Below are 22,650 nucleotides of genomic sequence, written 5' to 3'. Positions count from 1 at the left end.
TTGATTAGCACGTTTTGTTCATCTTAGTTAGTTTTTTTAGAAGCGTCATACTATAATTTGTCTGTTCTTTTGATCATATTTATTTAAAAACCTGCCCTTTTTTAAATTTCAAATACCACTATGAGATTATTTCGGGCAGGATTTCTAACTTAACCACTTTGTTATAATTATAATAACAGTTCAAAGTTCGAAAACGAAAAGCACAAAAAAATCCCCACTAGAGGGGATTTTTCAATTATTTTAATAAGCTTTTTTTTGAGTTAGAAATCGTATTTCCGTTCTACGGCAAATCGCAAAAAATCATTTTTTCCGGTAATATTGAATTTCTTTATAATGTTTTTACGATGGGTGTCAACTGTTGATTTTCCAATGTTTAAGGCATCTGCGATTTCCTGGGAAGATTTGCCTTCACCTACTAATCGGAGAATTTCTTTTTCGCGTGAACTTAAGATAATCGCTTCTTTAGTCTGAGAATCTTTTGCAGTAATGGCATCGTCAAAAAAAGTTTCGTTTCGGGCAACAGTTCTAATTGCATCGAGTACGGTTTGCAATGAGGAATTTTTCATGATATAGCCCGATGCTCCGGCGGCTTTCATCTGTTCGATGGCTTCGTCTTTGTCAAACATGCTAAAGGCAATAACTTTTGTTTGTGGGAATTGGCTTTTGATGATTCGGGTTGCTGTGATTCCGTCGCATTTTGGCATACGAATATCAGTGATAACTACGCTTGGTCTTTTAGTTTTTACCAATTCAATAAGTTCTTCACCATCATTGGCTTCCCCCACAATCATAATGTCAGCTTCGTTTTTAAAAAATAACTTCATGCCATCAATCAGCGCCTGATGGTCTTCGGCAATAGCTAATGTTATCATAAGGGTATGTCAATTAGAATGGAAGTGCCTCTTTTTTCTTTACTATCAATAGTAAAAACGCCTCCCATTTGTTCCACTTTTTTTTCAATATTGGTTAATCCCATGCCTTCTTTCTTATCTATTTTTTTATAATTAAATCCATCTCCATTATCTTCTATGATGATGTTTAAGCTATCATCATGTTGGGTAAGATGTATGCTGATTTCTGTAGCATTAGCATGCTTGATGGCGTTGGTAAGCAATTCTTGTATCATTCTGAAAATGGTTACCTCGAGCGCATTTTCTAAGCGTTCTTCAAGTCCAAATGGAATAACTTCAACAGTAAGTTTGCCCGGAATATTCATTTTTTTGGCAATGTTTCTAACAGCTGGCAGCAAACCTTGATTGGCAATTACGCCGGCATTTTTGGTGTGAGCAATTGTTCGCACTTTTTGATAAGCTTCTTCTATTAATTCGTCGGTTTTATTAAACAAATTATCAGCATCATCATTGTTTACATCTTGTTTCTTCAGGTTTTGAAAATTAAGTTTGAGTGTAGCCAATAAACTTCCCAGATTATCGTGTAAGTCATTGGCAATTTTGATGCGTTCTTTTTCCTGCCCTTCAAGTAACTTGTCTATTTCGTGAAGCTCTTGCTCCTGAAGAACATTTTGAAGTTTTTGGGTTTCGATTAACTTTTCCTGCTCTGCAATTTTTTTCTTTTTGCGGAGGTTTTTGTATCCTAAAAAAATCAGGACTAAAAGTGCTACCAAAAAAACAATTACCGCTCCACCTTTTTTCGTAAGACTTTTTAACCAGGCTATTTCATCTTTATGTTCTTTGGTTTGGTATTTAGCATCAATATCTCTTATTGCTTTTACTTGTTCGTTGTCATCATTTATGCTTTGATACACTTTTTGTTTATCGGTATATTCCAGAGCTTTTTTATAATCCTTCATCTCCTTATACAAGTCAGCCATATATCCATACAGGATAATTCGGGTATTCGTATTATTGTCTTTTATATCTAGAACCTCCGCTTTTTTATACATTATCATGGCAGAGTCATATTTTTTTTCCTTTAAAAAAAGATCTGCCTGATTAATGTAATTACAGGCAATATTAAAGTTCAATTTATGCTTTTGATAATAGTCGAACGCTAAAGCATTATATTTTCGAGCTAATTTATAATTGTGTAATTTTTCAATATATACTAATCCGATATTTGACCTCACATTAGCCTCAAAGAAGGAATCCTTAACTTTTTTATTTTCAAGGATTGCTTTTTGATAATAGTCTATTGCTTTTAATGGATCAGAATCAAATAAATTATTACCTATTTCTTTATAGGTTTTACACAATAAAGGAATGTTATTTCTTTTTGTAGCATAATCAACAGCTTCATCAATCAGGTATTTGTAGTCATTGTATTTGTAGTCAGTCAGTCCTTTCATTTCGACTATGATAAGGTTAATATCGATAACCTTATCATAATTTTTTTGTGTTTTATAAATGTCTTTGGCTTTCATAAAATAGGGTAGTGCCTTGGCACCATTGCTGTTTTTATAATAAGTCTGACCATATAAAAGATAAAAAAGAGCTTTGTCATCATTAGATAATTGGTTTGGGTTTATTTTTTGCAAACCAGTTATTCTTTCGTTGAAGTCTAAATCTTCAAAAGTGGTTTCAACACTTTTCAAACTTTTATTTTGCCCCATAGCAAAGACAGTGATAAAAAGTAATACCACCGTCTTTGTAATGATTTTAAGTTTTAAACACTTATTCATTAATGATTTTTAAGTTAATACACCTGTACCCCTTGCTCCAGGAGGAGAGCCTTTTGAATAATAGACATAAGTTTCTACTTTATAGTTTTTGATGTAATCATCATCATAAGCATTATTTATCGGGTCAAAGCCAATTCCGTGATGTAAAATGACATCAATCGTTTCACCTTTTTGTATGCTAAAAATATCTTTATCACCCGGAGTTAAATAACTTTGGTCTAAATCTGTGAATTCTACATCACTTACCTTATAGGTAAAGTCTGGCGGATAGGTGCTTAAATCTTTATCATTTCCATCTTTTGTCTGAAGTATTGCTACAATAGCGTAACGAGTTGTGTTGCAAATGTCATAATAAGCTGTGATTTCATAAAGATCAGGATCAATATTTGTGAGTTGACAAGTTAAATAGAACTCTTGTTTAATGTCATCAAAAATTCCAAATGAATCATAGATTTTCATGTGTTTAGTGTTTAAGGTTAGTAGTTTCAAAATTCCGAGTTTAAATTATAAAAAAAATCCCCACTAGTGGGGATTTTCGTAAATAATATTGCAAGTGAAGAATAGTTATTAAAATAATTCATTCAAAACTTTATTGGTAATACCAATTTTTGTGTAATCAAAATTCATTTTGCTTTGTAACAAAGAGGCATATACACTTCTAAAATCAACTTCATACTTTAGATCGCCGTTATCTAAATCAGCAAGGTTTGGATTGTTGCCAATAATTTTCCCTTTGTTATTTCCTCCTATGATAAACATTGGTGCCGCAGTTCCGTGATCTGTTCCATTGCCATTTTCTTTAACACGTCTCCCAAATTCTGAAAAGACAACCAAAGTAACATTTTGAAGCAATTGTGCTTTTTTTAATTCGGTATAAAAACTATAAATAGCATCATTAAGTTCAGTTAAATTACGTTGCTGAATATTGATTTGATTGTCATGCGTATCATAACCGTTTTGCGAAGTATAATAAACTTTTGAGTTCAGATTGCCTTTTATTAATCGGGCAATCCATTCTAAATTTTTACCCAAACCCGTTTTGGGATAATTGATTTCCGAAGTTGATTTTGCCAATGCCTTTTGAATGTCATCCGAACCTTCAGAAACCGAATTAGCAATCTTACGCACAAAATCCAATTGCGGATTATCAGAAAGCTTTACCATATCATCGTTGTCAGTTCGCATCTTAAAACGATTTGGATCTTTTAACGTTATCGAGTTTGGCTCATTGCCTTTGAGAGATAAATTATCAATGTTATCAAAATTTACTCCGGCAGTTGGTTCATGCTCTTTGCATTGCAAATCAAGATAGCGGCCAAGCCAACCATTGCTTATATATTGATTAGCATCTGAAGCGGTCTGCCAAATTTCCTGACTTCGGAAATGCGATCGGTTTGGTTCGGGATAACCCACATTTTGAATTACGGTTAAATCTCCGTTTTGCTGCATGTTTGCAAAATCTTTCAGCGACGGATGAAACGCCATGCCTTTATTTCTGCTGATAATAGTGTTTTTATCCAAGGCTATTTTGGTGCGGTAATCATAATATAACGAATCTTCAAAAGGAATAAACGTATTCAAACCGTCATTACCACCATTTAACTGAATGAATACCAAACATTGTTCACCAATAACCAAATTGGATTGCGAACCAAAAGCATGAAGAAAGTTCGGCAGAAGCAATGTTCCTCCTGTGAATGTTCCTGTGAGCGTGAGAAAGTTTCTTCTGTTCATGACTATATTATTTGAAATTCAGGTGTTTTTATCATGTTATTAAACAAACGCATCACAGCGTTATCTGCGCCTTCTGCCTTTGGATTGAAATCGTATTTTAAAATCGTTTCCCAATCTTTCTGCATATTTTCATCGGCTTGAAACAGTAATCGATTTTGCAGTTCGGCTATGATAGTTTTATTATTGCCCGATTTTGTCCAGTTTAAGGAAACTTTTACCAACTGATTTTCATTATCCATATACTGTGCTTTTTTGCTTATATTTTTTCCGTTGCACAATAAATCGGCAGCATTATTTCGTTGTAAATACACTTGTGAACTCAACCATTCTTTGCCACCATTCCATCCTTTAACATTGGGTTGATTGAATAAGTCCATTCCTTGTTGTTTCAAATAAAAAGCCAATAATTTCAGATTTGATTGTTCTATATTCAGTTCATTCATCAATTGTATAATATAAACCAGCGGGTCTTTTATTTTGCTTCCGGCGTTGTCTTTTGGAAACTCTTCAGTAAATATTTTAGTTAATAACGGTTTGATTTCAAAATCCACTTTTCTAAAATAATCACCATAATAACGAACCAATTCTTCTGAAGGAGTATCATAAATAAACCATTTCAATATTTTTTGTGTAATCAAATAAGGAATCGCTTTTTGTTCAAAAATGATATCAATCATTTCATCAGCTTTGAATTTTCCGGTTTTTCCAAAATAGGTAATCGTGTCATCGTTCTCTTGAAACGATCTGTATTGTGCTTCGTTTTCACCTATGTTAAGTCCGGCCAAACCTTTAGCGCCATTTTTAATATCATCTTCGGTATAATTGCCAATGCCAAGTGTGAAAAGTTCCAATAATTCTCTACTTAGATTTTCATTGATTTTATCTCTTTTATTGTCAACATTGTCTAAATAGCGAACCATAGCATTGGTACGAATCATCTTTTTGGTTAGTGTTTTGAAATTCCCAAAAGCATTTTCCCTAAGAGTTTGATTGTGTTGGTAAACCCAATGATTTACTTTCACTTTTTGAAAAGTAGAAACAAAATGATTATGCCAAAAGCAAGTCATTTTTTCGCGTAGCGGAAATTCATCAGCAATCATTTTTTGCAGCCACCAAGCTTTTAATTCCTGTTGTACCTGAAGCTCAACTTTCAATAATTCCTTTACATTGGTAGCATTTGAACTTTTAATTTCCTGGCGTTTGGCTTTTAATTCTTTTAATGATTTAGGACTGTTGTCCAACAAACTCGGTACTTTTTTATCAAAAGAAGAAGAAAAGGATTTGTCCAGGAATTTTGACAATCCCAATTGCTCTATGGATTTACTTTGTTTTCCGGAAAACCCTAATCGAAGTGACCAAAGTGTGTTCTTGTTCATGATGGTTATCTTCTAACTCTTGTTCTTCTTACTTTGACAGTTTTTACGTTGCCTCTTTTGTTTTTATGAATTACAGTTGTTCCTCTTCGATTATGCACTACTAATGTTGACGAATGTCGTCTTGGATAATAGACAGTGCGAACAGCTGAAACACGACGAACAGTAACTGGTCGATAATAAGTTCGGTAGTGATTTCTATGGGCATAAAAAACAGGATGTGAAATGGGTCTCCAAGGTTTCCACCATCTTGGGTAAACTCTCCATCGATATGGTGAAACCCAAACGACATAAGTTGGAGCATATAAGTAACGAACACTTGGCCATAACCAAACATTAACGGTTGGCGATGCATTTTCAATTACGGCAACATTGGATTCTGCTTTTAAATTTTGAACTGCTCCTTTTTCTTCAGTTGAAGGTTCTAATAAAGTGTTTTTTGGGAACAAATCTTCATTGCCTTCAATTTGAAGTACCGCTTTACCATCACCTGTTTTTTCAAGAGCAATGATGGCGATATCTTGCTTTTCTGTTTCAGTAAGATAGGTGCTCATGATAATGACGTGTGAATCATTTTCCTTGATGTCTTCTACATTGATGTAGTCCGTTTGACCATCACCGTCTAAGTCAAGATTATTGACTTGATTATTTTCCTGATTCATACTTTTTTCAAATTCTTCCAATGAATTAGAATTTTTGAACAATTCTAATGCACCTTCTAAGCTAAAATCATCACCTGTATTTACCGGACGAGTATCTTCCTGGGAGAAAGCTGTTGTTATTCCTAGAATAACCAAAAGCAACATAACTTTATTTTTCATAAAAATAGATTTTGGTTTAAGACTCTATGACAAAGTTAAGGTTTAAATGAGAACAGCAATTTGTGGATTTGTCAAAGAAGTCCAATTATTTTACACTAAAATTAAAAATAATGTATCTTTGAAACCAAATTGTTACAGAATGATTACCACAGCAACCGAAACAAAACTAGAACACTATTTTCAGCAATTTCGCCAGAACATTATTGGCATTGACCAAGAGTTTGAAACGCCTTTTGGGAAAAAGAAAATTATCTATACGGATTGGACTGCCAGTGGTAGATTGTACCGTCCAATTGAAGAAAAACTAATAAACGAATTTGGCCCTTTTGTGGCCAACACACATACAGAAACTACCGTTTCAGGAACAGCCATGACGATGGCATACCATGAAGCAAAGCGCATTATAAAGCAACACGTAAACGCCAATGAGAATGATGTTTTAATCAATACCGGAACCGGAATGACAGGTGTTGTCAATAAGTTTCAACGTATTCTTGGATTGAAAGTGCCGGAAAATCTTAAAGAGTTCATTGCGATTCCAAAGGAATTAAAACCAGTTGTTTTTATTTCGCACATGGAACATCATTCTAATCAAACATCGTGGTTAGAGACCATAGCTGATGTTGTTATTCTTCCGGCAAACGAAGAAGGATTGTTTTGTCTGGAAGAATTCAAAGAATCATTGAGAAAATACAAAGACCGAAGTTTTAAAATTGCCTCAATTACATCGTGTTCTAATGTTACCGGAATTAGAACTCCGTATCATGAGGTAGCCAAAATTATGCATCAAAACAACGGTGTTTGCTTTGTAGATTTTGCCTGTTCGGGACCTTATGTAGACATTGATATGCATCCGGATGATGAAAGTTATTTAGACGCCATTTTCTTTTCACCTCACAAGTTTTTAGGTGGGCCGGGAACTTCCGGAGTTTTGGTTTTTAATAAAAATCTGTACCATAATAATGTGCCTGATTGTCCAGGCGGCGGAACCGTAAGCTGGACGAATCCTTGGGGTGAACATAAATACATTGACAATATTGAAGATAGGGAAGATGGCGGAACTCCGGGTTTTCTTCAGGTGATAAAAACGGCTTTAGCCATTCAGTTGAAAGAGCAAATGGGAGTCAAAAATATTCTGGACAGAGAACACGAAATCGTTGATTATGTTTTTTCAGAATTGAATACTATTGACAATATTCACATTTTGGCCAATCAGCATCAGGAAAGGTTAGGAGTGATTTCTTTTTATATTGATGATTTACACTTTAATTTGGGGGTAAAATTATTGAACGATAAATTCGGAATTCAAACACGTGGTGGTTGTAGTTGCGCCGGAACTTACGGACATTACTTGCTACATGTTGACCAAAAAACATCACATGATTTGGTTTGTCAAATTACTTCGGGAGATTTAATTAAAAAACCGGGATGGATCAGAATGTCTATTCATCCAACAACAACTTCAGAAGAAATTCAAATGGTTTGTGACAGCATCAAAGCTTTAGCAAAGCATCATCAGGAATGGGCAAAAGAGTATCAGTATAATCCCGTAACCAATGAATTTGCCCACAATAAAGCTTTAAATCAGGAAAAAACTATGGTGAAATCTTGGTTTAAATTCTAAGACTCAACACTATTTTTTCTTCTTGTGTTTCCAACGTTTGTGTGTCCACAAATAAAACTCAGGAGCTTCATAGATTTGTTTTTCAACCCTTCTCAAAAAGTCTTCAGAGATTTCATAGTTTGGTACCTCTTTCGGATTATCAGCCATAAGTTCAAACGTAGCTTCGTAGTAACCACGTTTTACTTTTTTGTTTTTCAAAAAAATTACATTCATATCAAAACGTTTGGCAAGCATTTCAGCACCGGTATGAACAGGTGTTTCGATTCCCATGAACTTAGCCCAATGGTATGCTTTGCTGGCTTGTGGCGATTGATCGCTTGCTAAACCATAAACACTTAAATGATTGTTTTTATAATTTCGTTCAATAGTCGGAATAGTTTCCCGGGTGTTGAGTAGAGTAGCATTGAACTTTGAACGAATGTTTTTTATTAATTTGTCAAAATACTTATTGTTGATCTTTTTATAAATTCCATAGCCTTCAAATGTGATATGATAATTCATAGAAACAGCCCATTCGTATGAAGCATAATGAGCACAAAGCAAAGCGATGCTTTTTCCTTTTTTTTCCAAATCACGATATAAATCCAGATTGGTAAACACAAATCGTTTTTCCATTTCTTTTTGAGAAATGTTCATGGTTTTAATCATTTCCAAAAACATATCGCACATATGACTATAGAATTTTTTCTCAATGCTTAATCTTTCTTTTTCGGATAAATGAGGCAAAGCCCTGGCAATGTTTTCCCGGACAACTTTTTTACGGTAGCCAAAAACAGGATAAACCAAAAAACACACAAAATCAGAAAAAATATAAAGTAATCGAAATGGAAGTATGGAAATCAGCCAAATGATTGGATAGACAAGAATAAAAAGAAGTAATTGCATCTACTGTAATTTTATGCAAATATAAAGTTTAAAGTTATTTTAACGTATTCTATTTAACAATTGCTGCGGAAGTATTATTATTTTTACTGAAATATTTCAAATAATGGATAACCTATTTATCTTGGCAATTATTGGAGCCAATGTTTTGTTTAGTATCAAAGGATTTAACGACGAATCTTTTTTTAGAAAGTACCAGTTTCATGTTGGAAGCATTCGTGCCGGAGAACAAATAAGAATGATTTCTTCTGCCTTTCTCCATGCTGATATTGTTCATTTGGCGTTTAACATGATTGCATTATATTCTTTCGCTCCAGTAATAACGGAAACATTAGGAAATTTGACCTTTCTGTTAATATATGCCGGGAGTTTAATTTTTGGAAGTTTATTGACGATGGTTTTTCATGGCAATGAATATAATTACCGTGCCGTTGGAGCTTCGGGTGCGGTTACAGGAATTATCTATTCGGCTATACTATTGTATCCGGATATGGTTATTGGCATTTTCGGAATTATACCAATGCCGGCTTATATATTCGGAATAGCCTATTTGTTATATTCTATTTACGGAATGAAGTCAAGGACAGATAATATTGGGCATACAGCGCACTTTGGTGGAGCCATTGGCGGTTATGCTATTACGTTGTTAAAAGAACCAATACTTTTTGAACAAAGCACTTTTATGGTTATTCTTTTGGCGATACCCATAATCATTCTTTTTGTAATGGCCAAAATGGGGAAATTATAATTGGCACAACTTTTGAAAAACGGAACCAACAATCAAATAAAAAAAATATTATGAAGAAGTCATTTTTAATTATAGCAACTTTTTTGGCTATAGCAGTACAAGCACAAGAACAAAAAAATCAGGTGCCACAAATTTCGGTTACGGGTGAAGGAAAAGTAAAAATAGTTCCGGATCAAGCGGTTGTAACTGTTGGTTTTCAGAATTCAGGGAAAGATGCCAAAGAGGTAAAAACTTTGAATGATGAAGTAGTAGATAAAGTGATTAAGTTTTTAAAGAAATCAGGCATTCCTGCTACCGATTACAAGACCAATAACGTAAGCTTATATAAAAGCTATGATTACGAGAAAAAGAAATATAATTTTCAAGCAAGTCAAAACCTGAGCATTACACTTAAAGATTTATCAAAATATGATGATATCATGATGGAATTAAACGATGCAGGAGTAAATTCCATTAATGGAGTCGAATTCAAATCGTCTAAAATGGAAGATTATGAAAGAGAAGCCAGAAAAAAAGCAATTCAGAATGCCAAACAAAAAGCACAGGATTATGTTTCAGTTCTCAATCAGAAAGTGGGTAAAGCATTGCTGATTACGGATAACTCTCAAACTTATATTCCGCAGCCAATGTATAAAGGTGGAATGATGGCAATGGCAGCAGATGGAGGCGCACAGAGAGAAACATTAGCTGTTGGCGAATTAGAAATAAATACAAACGTAAGTGTAACTTTCGCATTGGAATAAAAAGTCAATTACTTATATAAAAAAAACTCCTCAATTTCTTGAGGAGTTTTTTTATGATTTTAAAATAAGCTTATGATTTTGGCAATGGTTGTCCGACAGCAATATCACATCTATGACCTTCTTGTCCGTGTGGCGGATTCATTCCCGGTGCTGTAACAACAGGCGTAGTTGCTTTTAATAATTCAGGAGTTCCTGCTACCGGAGTTGTTGATGTAGGGTTTGGAGTAGATGTAGTCGTTGTGGTATATGATGGCTTTCCTGGAGTTGCAGTTGGTGTAGCCGCTTTCGCAACCGGAGAGTTTAAAGGAGCTCCAACCTGAATATCACATCTGTGTCCGGCTTGCCCATGAGGTGGATTCATTCCGGGTTTAGTTACAACTGGAGTCTGAGTTACTGTTTGTGGTGTGTTTTGCACAGGCATACTGACCTGCTGTGTTGGTTGCGTATAGGTTGTTTGAGCGGGAATTGGTTGTACGTTTGGTACTATTACCGGCTGTTGGGTTGTCTCTGTTGTAACTGCTTCAGTTTCGGTTTTGGCGTCTTCTTTTTTACAGGAAATGAATGCAATTGAGAGTGCCAGTAATGAACAGAAAGTTAATTTTGATTTCATAGTGTCAGATTTTAAGAACTCAAATATAAGTTTTTATAATTTAAAAAAAGTTAAAGATGAAAAACTCAAAATATTTTAACAGTGTTCAGGATTAACTTCGTTGAGCCTGTTTTTAGATTTCTTGTGGGGAGAGCAGGATTTTGCTTTGCAAGGCAGGATTGACTTCGTCCTTCCTGCAGAGCTACGCTCTGAAAATACATCAAACAAAAAAACGCTCAAGTAAACTTGGCGTTTTTCCTTATTGATGTATTTATTCGTGGGGAGAGCAGGATTCGAACCTGCGAAGTTCTCACAGCAGATTTACAGTCTGCCCTCGTTGGCCGCTTGAGTATCTCCCCATTTGCCTGTAGCGGTTGCAAATATAAAAACACTTTTCAGCTTAACAAATAAAAAAATAACTAATTCACCAGCCTTTTCTTAACGTTTTGGTTTTAAGTAAAATAAAAAATCTCCCGAAGGAGATTTTTTCTATATAGTACTAAATTAGTATCATTTTATATTTAAAAGCTTTTTAACTTTTGCATTTAAAGCTTCGCCTCTTAAATCAACTGCAACAACTTTTCCTGAAACATCTAACAAAAATGTAGTCGGAATTTGAGTAACGCCATATTGCAATGCAATTGGATCTTTCATTTCTTTCAGGTTAGAAACATGCGTCCAAGTTAATTTATCTTCTGCAATCGCTTCTTTCCAATCGGCAGCATCTTCATCCAGCGAGACACTTATGATGTTTAGTCCTTTGTTGTGAAACTCATTGTAAAGCGCTACAACATTTGGATTTTCTTGCCTACAAGGTCCACACCATGATGCCCAAAAATCAATCAAAGTTGCTTTTCCCAAACTTTCTTTTAAAGAAACCAGCTTTCCTTCCGGCGTTGGTGCTTTAAAGTCTGGTGCTGGTTGACCAACACGGACTACTTTGCTACTTGCTTTTTTTTTATATCAAGATTTGCCTTGATTGCCTTTCCTGGTTTTGTTTTTTTCAATGACTCATCAAGTGAGTTGTAAAGCCCATCAATATCCTTGGCAAATTTAGGATTGTTAGACATCATTTGTACAATCAAAACACTGATGAAAGATTTTGGGTGCGTTTTTGGGTAACCAAAAGTGTAATCAGTTATTGGTTTTTGAACTACATCATACTCTTTTCTCAATCGGCTTATTGTTGCCGTATCTTTGTTTTGCTGAGCTTCATTCATTACGGCCATGTTTTTCATTTGAAAAGCCATAACATCCTTTTGCATCTTTTTTTGAATTTTAGTAGATTCTTCATTGAATTTAGTAAACTCATCATTGCTGTATGTACCTGAAGATTTAGATTTGAATAAGCTGTCTTTATCAACGGTAATTGCAATTTCACCACCTTCAAGAATAAAAGGAACTTTACCGTCTACTTTATCAATTTGAAGAAAATGAATTTCCGGTTCTGCAGTTTTTCCTTTGATTTCAAATTTTCCGTCAACAATTTTTACAGTATCAATTGCCATTGCTCCCATTCCCATTGGGTTTTGTTTTTCAAGAAAAACTAAACCGGTTTTCATTCCTTTTACATTTCCTGTAATTTCATATTCACCTTCACCTAAGTTCTTACATGAAAACAGAACTACGGCAACAGCTACTAAAAGAAGTATTTTTTTCATTTTTTTGTTTTAAATTTTTTACGAATGCAAATGTATTTAATTTGCCTAATGAACAATCAGTTATTTAACTTTTTTTTGATTTATTTTTTTGTGGATGGACATTCGAATTTTGTACAACTTACAGTTGTTTGTTTAATACCGTTCATTCCTTTTTCAACATTGATAAGATTGTGAATTCCGCGCGATTTTAAAATCGATGCCATAATCACTGAACGATAGCCACCGGCACAATGCAAATAGAAATTTTCTCCTTTTGGAACACTTTGGAAGTTCTCATTAATGTTGTCCAAAGGAAGATTGATTGCATTTTCAACATGTTCTGCTTCGTATTCACCGGGTTTTCTGGCGTCAACTATGATACTTTTCGAGTTTATTTCGCCGGCAAATTGTTCAGGTGAAATAGAATGAATACTATCTGTTTCGAAACCGGCTTTTTTCCATGCATCAATACCATCTTTAAGATAACCCAAAACATGGTCAAAACCAACACGTGACAGTCGGGTGATGGTTTCTTCTTCTCTTCCTTCCGGAATGACAAGTAGTAGTTTTTGATTAACATCGCGAAGCATTGAACCAACCCAAGGTGCAAAATTTCCCTGAATGCCAATAAATATCGAGTTCGGAATATGTGCTTTTACAAAATCATTTTCATGTCTGACATCCAAAATCACAACGTCACCCTGATTGGCAACGGCTTCAAATTCTCTTGGAGAAAGCCCGATGTTGCTCTTTTCAATAATGCTGTCCAAACTGTCATATCCTTTGATATTCAGCATTACGTTTTGAGGAAAATAAGCTGGTGGAAGACCTAAACCATCAAGCAATTCTTTAGTAAATTCTTCTTTGGTCATATCAGCCCGCAATGCATAATTCGTTCTCTTTTGGTTGCCTAGAGTATCGGTCGTTTCTTTACTCATATTTTTGCCACAAGCACTTCCGGCACCATGACTTGGATAAACAATCAAATCATCAGCCAATGGCATAATTTTATTTCGCAATGAATCAAAAAGATAACCCGCCAATTTTTCCTGTGTTAAATCTTCTACTAAGGCCTGAGCCAAATCAGGTCGGCCAACATCACCAATAAATAAAGTATCACCGGTAATGATTCCGTGATTTTTTCCATTTTCATCAATCAGTAAATAGCAAGTGCTTTCTAACGTATGTCCCGGAGTATGTATCGCTTTTACAGTATAATTGCCCACTTTAAACTCTTGGTTATCGGTAGCGATTATGGCTTTAAATTCGGGATTTGCGGTTGGACCATATACAATTTCTCCGCCACTTTTCCCTGCTAAATCGATGTGTCCGGAGACAAAATCAGCATGAAAATGTGTTTCAAAAATGTATTTAATTTTGGCATTGTCTTTTTTGGCTCTGTCCAAATAAGGCTGCACTTCACGTAGCGGATCAAAAATAGCCGCTTCACCATTGCTTTCAAGATAATAAGCTGCCTGGGCAATGCATCCGGTGTATATTTGTTCTATTTTCATAAGAAAAATGTTTTATGTAGTAACATTCGATTTATTGGTATCGAATGCGCAAAATTAAAGATACCTACAAAAGTAAGCAATGAATTTAGAATACTTTATGATAAAAGTTCTTTGTAGAGAATAAAGAATGACATTATCAAAACAAAAAAACCAAATATTTTTTTCAAATGCTTTTCATTGATATAATGTTGAATATAAAGACCGATAAAAATTCCAATCACAGAAAAGGTTGTAAACGGAATCAGAAAAAGCCAATCGATTTCCATATTTTGAATATCACCTGTAAATCCAATTAACGAATTAATGGTAATTATAAACAGTGAAGTTCCAATGGCAGTCTTCATCGGTAATTTGGCAAATTTCAATAGGGCAGGGATGATTAAAAAACCACCACCGGCACCAATCAATCCAATTAAAATCCCAACAAAGAATAGTTGAATAAATACAAGTACAATAGATTTAGCTTTATAAATAACAACGCCAGTTTCATTTTCGTCTTTCAGCATTGAATAGGCAGCCATAAACATAACGATTGCAAAAAGCAACATCAAAAAAGTATCTTTTGATAATTGAATGGAGCCAAAATAAAATATAGTTTCCGGTATTTTTGGAACAATAAACTTTCGTGTTATATAAACTCCAATCACCGAAGGAATAGCAAATTGCAAAGCTGTTTTTGGAACAACAAAACCTTTTTTAAAATTTTGATACGTTCCAAATCCGGAAGTAGTTCCAACAATAAATAAGGAATAAGCTGTCGCAATTATTGGATCATATTTTAGAATGTAAACCAATATTGGAACCGTTAGTATCGAACCACCACCGCCTGTAATTCCTAATACTATCCCAATAAATAAAGCTCCGATATATCCAAAAAGTTCTAACACTACTAAAGATTAATGTTGTAAAAATAGTGTAATTGTATTAAAAAACACGGTTTAGTTTTTTGAAAGTTTATGGTTACTAATTTTTAAGTTTTTTCCTTATTAAATTCCTTTTGGAGCATTTTTATGGTTAATTAAGAGAGGTAATTATGATTTTACTTTTTCTTATAAATATATTTGTAGACCACAATTTAAGAATAATGTTAAAAAAAATACTGCTCCTTATGGCGCTTACTGTTTTTTCAGTAAGTAATGCCCAAATTGTTATTAATGAACTCGATGCAGATACACCGTCAACTGATACCAAACAGTTTGTCGAATTAAAATCTACAACACCTTTTATGGCTTTGAATGGCTATGTCCTGGTTTGCTTTAATGGAAGCTCTTCTGGCTTGACGAATCTTAGCTATTTTACCGTCGATTTAGACGGATTGGTTACCGATGGTAATGGGAATGTAGTAATAGGAAACCCTTTACTGATTCCTGCCGCTTCCTTAACGATCCCACAGTCTTCTATTCAGCACGGTCCTGACGCAGTAGCCATTTATTTAGGAGAAGCGACTGATTTTCCAACAAACACTGCCGGAACAACTACCAATTTGATTGATGCTTTGGTGTATGGCAATAACGGGACAACTTCTGCTACAGCTTTAATGACAGCTTTAGGCGAAACAGTTAGTTATAATGAAAATGCAAATAGTCAGGCAGCAACACAATCAATTCAAAGAAAATCGGATGGAACATACGAAGTAAAAGCGCCAACACCAAGAGCCAATAATGATGGTACCGGAATTATTTATAACGGAATCACAACTTCTTTCAGTCCGACAAACTCAATTTCTGAAGGACAGAGCATAACGCTTACATTTGCAACGGATACTGCTGTAACTTCTGATTTGAATTTCACAATAACATTAAATAATGGTTCGTTTAATTCAGCTGATTTTACAGGAAATCTAAACATAACTATTCCAAACGGAGCATCAACAGGGTCAACCGTAATTCAAATTTTGAACGATGCAACGAATGATGGTGATGAAGAAATGGAAGTTTCCATTGGAACAGTGCCTTCTAATTATATTGTACTTAATAATAACAATATAATTAGAGTTGTTGATATAAACTTTACAACATTGCCTTTTGGTACTCCGGCAAATCCAACTTATGGAAATATTTCGAGTACTGCTCCAGCGGGTTATTATGCTTCTTTGGAAGGAAAATCAGGAGCAGTTTTAAAGCAAGCCATACAAGATATTATTGCCAATCCATCTGTTGTTCGTGCGCACACTTATGGCGATATAATCAACATATTAAAAACTGCCGATCAAAACCCGGAGAATAGCAATCAGGTTTGGTTAATCTACACGGAGCAGCCTCGTTCTAAAATAGATTATCAAACAAGTAGCAGCATTATTGGAAAATGGAATAGGGAACACATTTATTGCCAGTCAAGAGGGAATTATGGTGATTTGTATAATTTACCGCCTGATGGTATCAATGTTTGGTCTTCGACCGGCCCTGATGATATTGGTGCCGGATTATCTGATGCGCATCATTTGAGAGCGGTTGATGGTCAGGAAAATTCTTCAAGAGGTAATCGAAATTATGGTGTTGATTATAATGGACCAGTAGCTACACCAACCAGCAGTTGGAAAGGCGATGTGGCTCGTGCTTGTTTTTATATGGCAGTGCGATACAACGGGCTGAATGTGGTCAATGGTAATCCAAATGAAAATATTGTTGGGCAAATAGGTGACTTAACAACACTGTTAGCTTGGAATAATTCTGATCCAAGAGATGATTTTGAAATGAATAGAAACAATTTCATCTATACCTGGCAGGTAAACAGAAATCCGTTTATAGATTATCCAACTTTGGCGGACTATGTTTTTGGAGCAAATGTTGGTCAGTCTTGGTTTGCGCCATTGTCAACAACCGATTTTGATGCTGCTAAAGTTGTACTGTATCCAAATCCTGCAAAAAATAACATTACTGTTTATGGCATTACAACGGATGCAAAAATTGAAATGTTTTCTACTCTTGGACAAAAGGTTTTTGAGCAAAATTTTACGGGTGAAACAAGTTTAAATCTAAATCTCGCTTCCGGAATTTATTTAGTAAAAATAACGGCTGATGCTAAAGTAGTGACTAAGAAGATAGTGATAGACTAAGATTGATTACTTGAAATAAATTATAAATGTAGTTCCTTCGCCCAACTTGCTTTCCACTTTAATAGTTCCTCCCATGGCATCAATCTGATTTTTAACGAGGAATAGTCCAATCCCTTTTGAATCGGGATTATCGTTGAAAGTTTTGTACATGCCAAAAAGCTTTTCACCATTTTTCTTTAGATCAATGCCTATTCCGTTATCCTTAATTTTCAATGATTTTGTTTCCTCATCAAATGAAAGGATTATTACAGGTTTTCTGTCTTTATGACAATAGCGGATTGCATTGGAAATAAGGTTGAAAAGTATGCTTTCAAGATAGGCTTTATTGTAATTGATTTCTATGGTTTTAGGAACCAAATTTTGAACTGTAGCTTCCTGTTTGAGAACTTGTTGCCCTAGGATTTTTTTTGCTTTTTCAATATATTCCCAAAGATTAAGATGTTCTGTATTTAGAGTGATATTTGTTCTTATGCTGACTACTTCATTTAGGTTATACATTGTTTCATTGAGCGATTCGGAAACTTTTTTTAACAAACCTATCATTTCATCTCGTTCTTCTTTTGTCTCTGCTTCTTCCAAAAAATCAGAAATAGTCTTAATATTACTGGTGTGAGACCTTAGATTGTGAGAAACAATATAGGAGAAATTCAGTAGTCTTTTGTTTTGGTCTGAGACTAATTGGAATGATTGCTTGAGTTCTTCTTCAGCTTTTTTCTTTTCGGTGATGTCTTCAATTATAGCAATATTGCTGCTTGCTTTTTCATCTGATTTCCATAATTTGGAAACAATCAGGTTAACCCAAACCGTTCTGCCTGATTTATGTAAATATCTTTTTTCCAACGCAAATTCCTGCATACTGCCATCTTTGAGTTTATTTAAGCAATTTACATATTCTTCTAAATCATCCGGATGTGTAATCTTTTGGAAATTATAATTTGTGAGCTCGTCTTCAGGATAACCCACTATTCTGCAAAACTCACTGTTGACAGTAATAAAATCTCCTGTCTGACTATCAACTTTAGCAATTCCCAATGGTGCCTGTTCAAATAAGGTCTTGAATTCTACTTCACTGTCGTGAATTTTTTTAGCCTGCTGAAAAACCTTTTTTTGCAATTGAGCAGGTTTTTTCATGATAGAAACTACCCAAAGTGCACAGATTAATGATAATAAAAATCCCAAACAACTTGAGGTAAATATTTGATATAACAACGCATTTTTTTCCCTTGTAATCAAATATAATTTCCAATCGCCATCTGGAATGATAACAGTTTGAAAATAGTACTCCGAAAATTCCTTTTTGTTCGAAAGAAAAAACTCTTCCTTTTTAGAGGTGGGATTAATTTTTGAAAACTGAAAATAATATTTTGAATCATCAATGGATTCAATGCCCGAGGCTTTTATCAAGGTTTCGAGTCGGATAATTACTGCTGAAAATCCCCAAAATTTATTTTCCTTAAAAATAGGTAATCTTCCCACAACACCCATTCCGCCTTGTTTTAACTCAAGTGGTCCTGCAAAATAGATTAGTTTGGTTTCGATTGATTTGAGTGCTTCATCTTTTACTTTTGAGCTATGTAGGATATCATAACCAATAGCAGCTTCATTTGCCTTTAATGGATAAACATATTTGATAACACCATTTGGGACAAGTTGAACAGCATTTATAGAAGGATTTGAATCTACTAACTGGGCTGCAATTTTATCAAAATTTTCAGGCTTGCCTTCATCGTTTACAGTCATTGCAAGCGTTAAGGTTGTTACGTAACTGCTTTTAAGGATTTGCTCAAAATTTTGTCGGACGACATTCAGGATGTTCGACATTTCACGGCGTTGATTTTCCTTAACAACATTGTATCTGGATTTCACTAAAAAGGATACCAATACAAGTAACAAAAGAAAAACTAAAGTTCCAGAAGTATTGGGTCTAGTTAAAAACCACTTTGAAAGTTTTGTCCAATTTCTCTTAAACCCCATATTGTATTTTTAATGATGAAGAAAGTTCCTAAAGATAAAGAAAAATAGTAACAATTCATAAGATGTTTTTCTACTTACCGATACAGAAATTTGCAAAAATATTGCCCAATAATTCATCATTGGTAACTTCTCCTGTGATTTCACCAAAGTAATACAGCGCCTGTTTGATGTCAATTGCCATTAAATCAGAAGAAAGATTGGATTGCAAACCAAATTTCACTTTTTGAATTTCTTCCAAAGCTTTTAAAAGCGAATCATAATGACGCGTGTTGGTTACTATCGTTTCGTTATTGCGCAACGCACCAGTATTTACAAACGAAAGCAATTGGGTTTTCAAATCATCGATGCCTATTTTTTCCTTGGCAGATAAAAGTAAGATACTTGGAATTTCAGATTTCAGATTCGAAATTTGACTGCTACTGAGTTTATCCGATTTGTTAGCGATAATAATCAATGGTTTCAGAGGAAACTGATTTTTTATTTTTTCTGCCTCGATTTGAACTTTCTTAATATTGTGGCTTCCATCTTCCATCATCCAACTTCCATCTAACAGATAAACAACAACCTGTGCGTGCTCTATTTTTTCAAATGTCTTTTTGATACCAATGCTTTCCACCACATCTTTTGTTTCCCGAATTCCGGCCGTGTCAATAAATCGAAATCCAATTCCTCCAATAACCAATTCGTCTTCAATCGTGTCGCGTGTCGTTCCTGCAATTTCAGAAACTATGGCTCTTTCTTCATTTAATAAAGCATTCAATAAAGTCGATTTTCCAACATTTGGTTCACCAACAATAGCTACCGGAATTCCGTTTTTAATGACATTCCCAACCGCAAATGAATCGATTAAGCGTTTTAAAACAAATTCAATTCGATTCAACAAATCACTAAACTGAGTTCTGTCGGCAAACTCAACATCTTCTTCGGCAAAGTCTAATTCGAGTTCGATAAGTGATGCAAAATTCAAGAGCTCTTCTCTTAGTTTGGCTATTTCATTTGAAAAACCACCACGCATTTGCTGCATCGCAATTTGATGACTGGCTTCATTATCGGATGAAATTAAATCGGCAACCGCTTCGGCTTGTGATAAGTCAAGTTTTCCGTTAAGAAATGCCCGTAATGTGAATTCACCTGCTTGAGCCATTCGGCAACCTTTTCGCAATAACAATTGAATAATCTGCTGCTGAATATAAGTCGAACCGTGACAGGAAATCTCAACAACATCTTCGCCGGTATACGAATGTGGATTTATAAAAATAGAAAGCAAAACCTGATCAAATACTTTTCCGTCATCAATGATATGTCCAAGATGAATCGTGTGTGTTTTTTGTTTAGAAATAGATTTTCCGGAAACCGATTGGAATACTTGCTCAGCGATACTCAAAGCTTCCTTACCCGAAAGGCGGATAACGGCAATGGCACCAGCACCAGATGGAGAAGCTAAAGCAACAATAGTTTCTTGTGAAATCATTTATAAATTTTATTCCGGAATGGCAAAGATAATAAAACTTAAGATGTGATTTTTACATGATTTAAGACAACTTTTACAAATACAAACTAATTCGTTAAGAGTCTCTTAATTAACTTTTTAATTAAAAAATGCAGGCGTAATTTTATGTGTATAATTTAAAAAACAGCCTACCATGAAAAAGATACTCGTTCCATTAGATTTTTCAGAAACCTCTGAAAATGCCTTTGTATATGCGATTGAGATGGCCAAATTGTACAAAGCTGAGTTGGTTTTGCTGCACACGTTTGAGTTACCGATTCTTGACAGTCAGGTTATACCTCTTAATTATGCTGAAATGTATGACACTTTAGAATTGGCTAATTCAGATCATTTCAAAAATGAAATGCCAAAGCTTGAAGATATTGCCAAGGAGCATAATGCTGAAGACATTGTCATGAATCACATAATAATGAATGGCGATTTAATTTCCTGCATCAAGGAAGTAGTTCGACAGGAAAATGTTGATTTTGTTGTTATGGGAACCAATGGTGCTTCGGGCTGGTTTGATTCTTTTATAGGAACTAATACGAGCAGCGTTATTTCAGATGTTTCAGTGCCGGTTTTAAGTGTGGCTCATGACGCAAAATATCATAAAATAGAAACTATTGGATTTAGAACCCGCTACAAAGAGGATGAAATTTATGCATTGAATGAAGTTTTGACGTTAGCCAAAAAAATGAATGCCAAAGTAAAATGCTTATATGTAAAAACTGTGGATTCAGATTTCCAGGGAGAAAAAATTGAATATTGGGAATCAATCTTTGAAAATGAAAAAAACTTGGAATTCTTTGTCATTCCGAGTAATGATATTGAATCAACAATTGAGGATTTCATAGCAAATCAAAGTATTGATTTATTGGCTATGGTTATGCACAAAAAAAACTTTTTCACACAACTTTTTACAACATCAACTACACAGAAAATGTCACTTCATTCCAAAACGCCAATTCTGGCATTACACGAATAAAAAAAGCTCCGGGAAACCGGAGCTTTTTGCTTTATGTAAAACGATTATTTTTTTACGATATCTGCAGGATTAACAGCAACCTGAACTCCAGGAAGTTTGATTGGAGCACCTAGTTGCGCTAAGAAGCTTCCTTGAACTTCACCTGTTTTGTAAGTTGTGAATCCGATTCTGTATAATCCCATCACTAAAGATTTTGTTGGATTAGAAGTATCGCTTGTAATTCTCATCAAAGAATTATACTTGCTTCCTGATGGCTGAGCAGGCATTTCACCTGAATCGTCATTGCTTTCAATTTTTGTCCATGAAGCCGATTTTGCTTTAGCAGCTACATCTTCAATTTTCAAAATCCCGTCAGCTCTTTCAAAAGTTACCCAAGTATCAAAGAAACTTTTTGTGTCTGCGGCATTAGCAGTATAGTCAGCTGATTGGTAATCTTTCTCACTTGGTTTTACACTGTCAGGCACAGGTGAAATCATTCTGATTCCAATTTCAGGAGCTGCAACCGGAACCCAAACATAGATGTAATACATTTTTTTTCCACCTTTCACTTCGTCTGGTTTTGAACCTGGTTTGATAAATCCAAAATAGCTGGTTAAATCCGTATAAGGAACTCTGATTTCTTTTCCCATAACTGATTTTTTAGCCAAATCAGCCCCAAATTTATCTAGTTTTTGAGCCGTAGCAGTAATTCCAAAAGCAAGACATAATAATCCAGCAAGTACATTTTTCTTCATGTTTTAAATAGTTTTTAAATTGTTAGGTTGTCAAATATATAATAAAAAATAAAAAACCGCAATCTCTTTCGAAATTACGGTTTCTCGGTATAAAGGTTAGTTTA

20 protein-coding genes and 1 tRNA gene are annotated in these 22,650 nt (G+C 34.6%); 5 read left to right on the top strand and 16 right to left on the bottom strand.

All coding sequences use genetic code 11. The features are described from left to right. Positions 1-260: 260 nt before the first annotated feature. The 6 genes from GS03_RS12930 to GS03_RS12905 form a co-directional block, all read right to left on the bottom strand. Positions 261-872, bottom strand: a complete 612-nt coding sequence (locus GS03_RS12930; protein WP_136152949.1) for a response regulator transcription factor — start codon at positions 870-872, stop codon at positions 261-263. Then, complete coding sequence (locus GS03_RS12925) at positions 869-2,638, bottom strand: tetratricopeptide repeat-containing sensor histidine kinase (protein ID WP_136152948.1); 1,770 nt, start codon at positions 2,636-2,638, stop codon at positions 869-871. Before GS03_RS12925 ends, GS03_RS12930 begins: the two co-directional genes overlap by 4 nt. Positions 2,639-2,647: 9 nt before the next feature. After that, positions 2,648-3,127, bottom strand: coding sequence for a hypothetical protein (locus tag GS03_RS12920; RefSeq protein ID WP_136152947.1), 480 nt, complete (start codon positions 3,125-3,127; stop codon positions 2,648-2,650). Positions 3,128-3,205: 78 nt separating this feature from the next. Next, positions 3,206-4,372, bottom strand: coding sequence for a DUF1501 domain-containing protein (locus GS03_RS12915; RefSeq protein ID WP_136152946.1), 1,167 nt, complete (start codon positions 4,370-4,372; stop codon positions 3,206-3,208). 2 nt (positions 4,373-4,374) lie between these two features. Further along, positions 4,375-5,748 carry a DUF1800 domain-containing protein gene (locus GS03_RS12910; RefSeq protein WP_136152945.1) on the bottom strand — a complete coding sequence of 458 codons (1,374 nt, stop codon included), beginning with the start codon at positions 5,746-5,748 and terminating at the stop codon, positions 4,375-4,377. Between the two features lie 5 nt (positions 5,749-5,753). Then, entirely contained in the window at positions 5,754-6,566 is an 813-nt protein-coding gene (locus GS03_RS12905; protein ID WP_136152944.1) for a hypothetical protein, read from the bottom strand. A gap of 139 nt (positions 6,567-6,705) precedes the next feature. On the opposite strand from GS03_RS12905, the gene GS03_RS12900 reads away from it, so the two are divergent. Continuing rightward, entirely contained in the window at positions 6,706-8,190 is a 1,485-nt protein-coding gene (locus GS03_RS12900; protein WP_136153118.1) for an aminotransferase class V-fold PLP-dependent enzyme, read from the top strand. A 9-nt stretch (positions 8,191-8,199) separates the two neighbouring features. On the opposite strand, the gene GS03_RS12895 is transcribed toward GS03_RS12900, so the two are convergent. Beyond that, complete coding sequence (locus tag GS03_RS12895) at positions 8,200-9,075, bottom strand: lysophospholipid acyltransferase family protein (RefSeq protein WP_136152943.1); 876 nt, start codon at positions 9,073-9,075, stop codon at positions 8,200-8,202. Positions 9,076-9,178: 103 nt separating this feature from the next. Between GS03_RS12895 and GS03_RS12890 the strand changes: the two genes are divergently transcribed. Further along, positions 9,179-9,820, top strand: coding sequence for a rhomboid family intramembrane serine protease (locus tag GS03_RS12890; RefSeq protein ID WP_136152942.1), 642 nt, complete (start codon positions 9,179-9,181; stop codon positions 9,818-9,820). 50 nt (positions 9,821-9,870) lie between these two features. Beyond that, positions 9,871-10,563, top strand: coding sequence for an SIMPL domain-containing protein (locus GS03_RS12885; protein WP_136152941.1), 693 nt, complete (start codon positions 9,871-9,873; stop codon positions 10,561-10,563). A 70-nt stretch (positions 10,564-10,633) separates the two neighbouring features. On the opposite strand, the gene GS03_RS12880 is transcribed toward GS03_RS12885, so the two are convergent. The 6 genes from GS03_RS12880 to GS03_RS12855 all read right to left on the bottom strand — a co-directional run bounded on the left by GS03_RS12880 (position 10,634) and on the right by GS03_RS12855 (position 15,193). Then, positions 10,634-11,173, bottom strand: coding sequence for a hypothetical protein (locus GS03_RS12880; protein WP_136152940.1), 540 nt, complete (start codon positions 11,171-11,173; stop codon positions 10,634-10,636). 257 nt (positions 11,174-11,430) lie between these two features. Further along, positions 11,431-11,511: transfer RNA gene (locus GS03_RS12875), tRNA-Tyr, on the bottom strand. 151 nt (positions 11,512-11,662) lie between these two features. Further along, positions 11,663-12,034, bottom strand: a complete 372-nt coding sequence (locus tag GS03_RS12870; RefSeq protein WP_246034205.1) for a TlpA family protein disulfide reductase — start codon at positions 12,032-12,034, stop codon at positions 11,663-11,665. Between the two features lie 53 nt (positions 12,035-12,087). Next, positions 12,088-12,813, bottom strand: a complete 726-nt coding sequence (locus GS03_RS12865; protein WP_136152938.1) for a DUF4369 domain-containing protein — start codon at positions 12,811-12,813, stop codon at positions 12,088-12,090. An 80-nt stretch (positions 12,814-12,893) separates the two neighbouring features. Next, positions 12,894-14,306 (bottom strand): MBL fold metallo-hydrolase, encoded by a 1,413-nt coding sequence (locus GS03_RS12860; RefSeq protein ID WP_136152937.1) that lies wholly within the window; start codon positions 14,304-14,306, stop codon positions 12,894-12,896. 95 nt (positions 14,307-14,401) lie between these two features. Continuing rightward, entirely contained in the window at positions 14,402-15,193 is a 792-nt protein-coding gene (locus tag GS03_RS12855; protein ID WP_136152936.1) for a sulfite exporter TauE/SafE family protein, read from the bottom strand. 197 nt (positions 15,194-15,390) lie between these two features. On the opposite strand from GS03_RS12855, the gene GS03_RS12850 reads away from it, so the two are divergent. After that, positions 15,391-17,361: an endonuclease gene (locus GS03_RS12850; protein WP_136152935.1), complete on the top strand. Its 1,971-nt coding sequence runs from the start codon at positions 15,391-15,393 to the stop codon at positions 17,359-17,361. 6 nt (positions 17,362-17,367) lie between these two features. On the opposite strand, the gene GS03_RS12845 is transcribed toward GS03_RS12850, so the two are convergent. Both GS03_RS12845 and mnmE read right to left on the bottom strand, forming a co-directional pair. Then, positions 17,368-19,182 (bottom strand): PAS domain S-box protein, encoded by a 1,815-nt coding sequence (locus GS03_RS12845; RefSeq protein ID WP_168710311.1) that lies wholly within the window; start codon positions 19,180-19,182, stop codon positions 17,368-17,370. Positions 19,183-19,405: 223 nt separating this feature from the next. Next, a complete protein-coding gene (gene mnmE / locus GS03_RS12840; RefSeq protein WP_136152933.1) occupies positions 19,406-20,806 on the bottom strand; it encodes a tRNA uridine-5-carboxymethylaminomethyl(34) synthesis GTPase MnmE in 1,401 nt (466 codons plus the stop codon). 172 nt (positions 20,807-20,978) lie between these two features. On the opposite strand from mnmE, the gene GS03_RS12835 reads away from it, so the two are divergent. Further along, a complete protein-coding gene (locus GS03_RS12835; RefSeq protein WP_136152932.1) occupies positions 20,979-21,812 on the top strand; it encodes a universal stress protein in 834 nt (277 codons plus the stop codon). A 44-nt stretch (positions 21,813-21,856) separates the two neighbouring features. Here the strand turns inward: GS03_RS12835 and GS03_RS12830 are convergent, their stop codons facing one another. Beyond that, positions 21,857-22,546, bottom strand: a complete 690-nt coding sequence (locus GS03_RS12830) for a Lipl32 family lipoprotein (protein WP_136152931.1) — start codon at positions 22,544-22,546, stop codon at positions 21,857-21,859. Positions 22,547-22,650: the final 104 nt, after the last annotated feature.

Origin of the sequence: Flavobacterium sangjuense, from assembly GCF_004797125.1 — a bacterium.
Classification (GTDB): Bacteria; Bacteroidota; Bacteroidia; order Flavobacteriales; family Flavobacteriaceae; genus Flavobacterium; species Flavobacterium sangjuense.
Note: the sequence above shows the minus strand (reverse complement) of the source record. Positions and strands in the feature narration are given on the sequence as shown.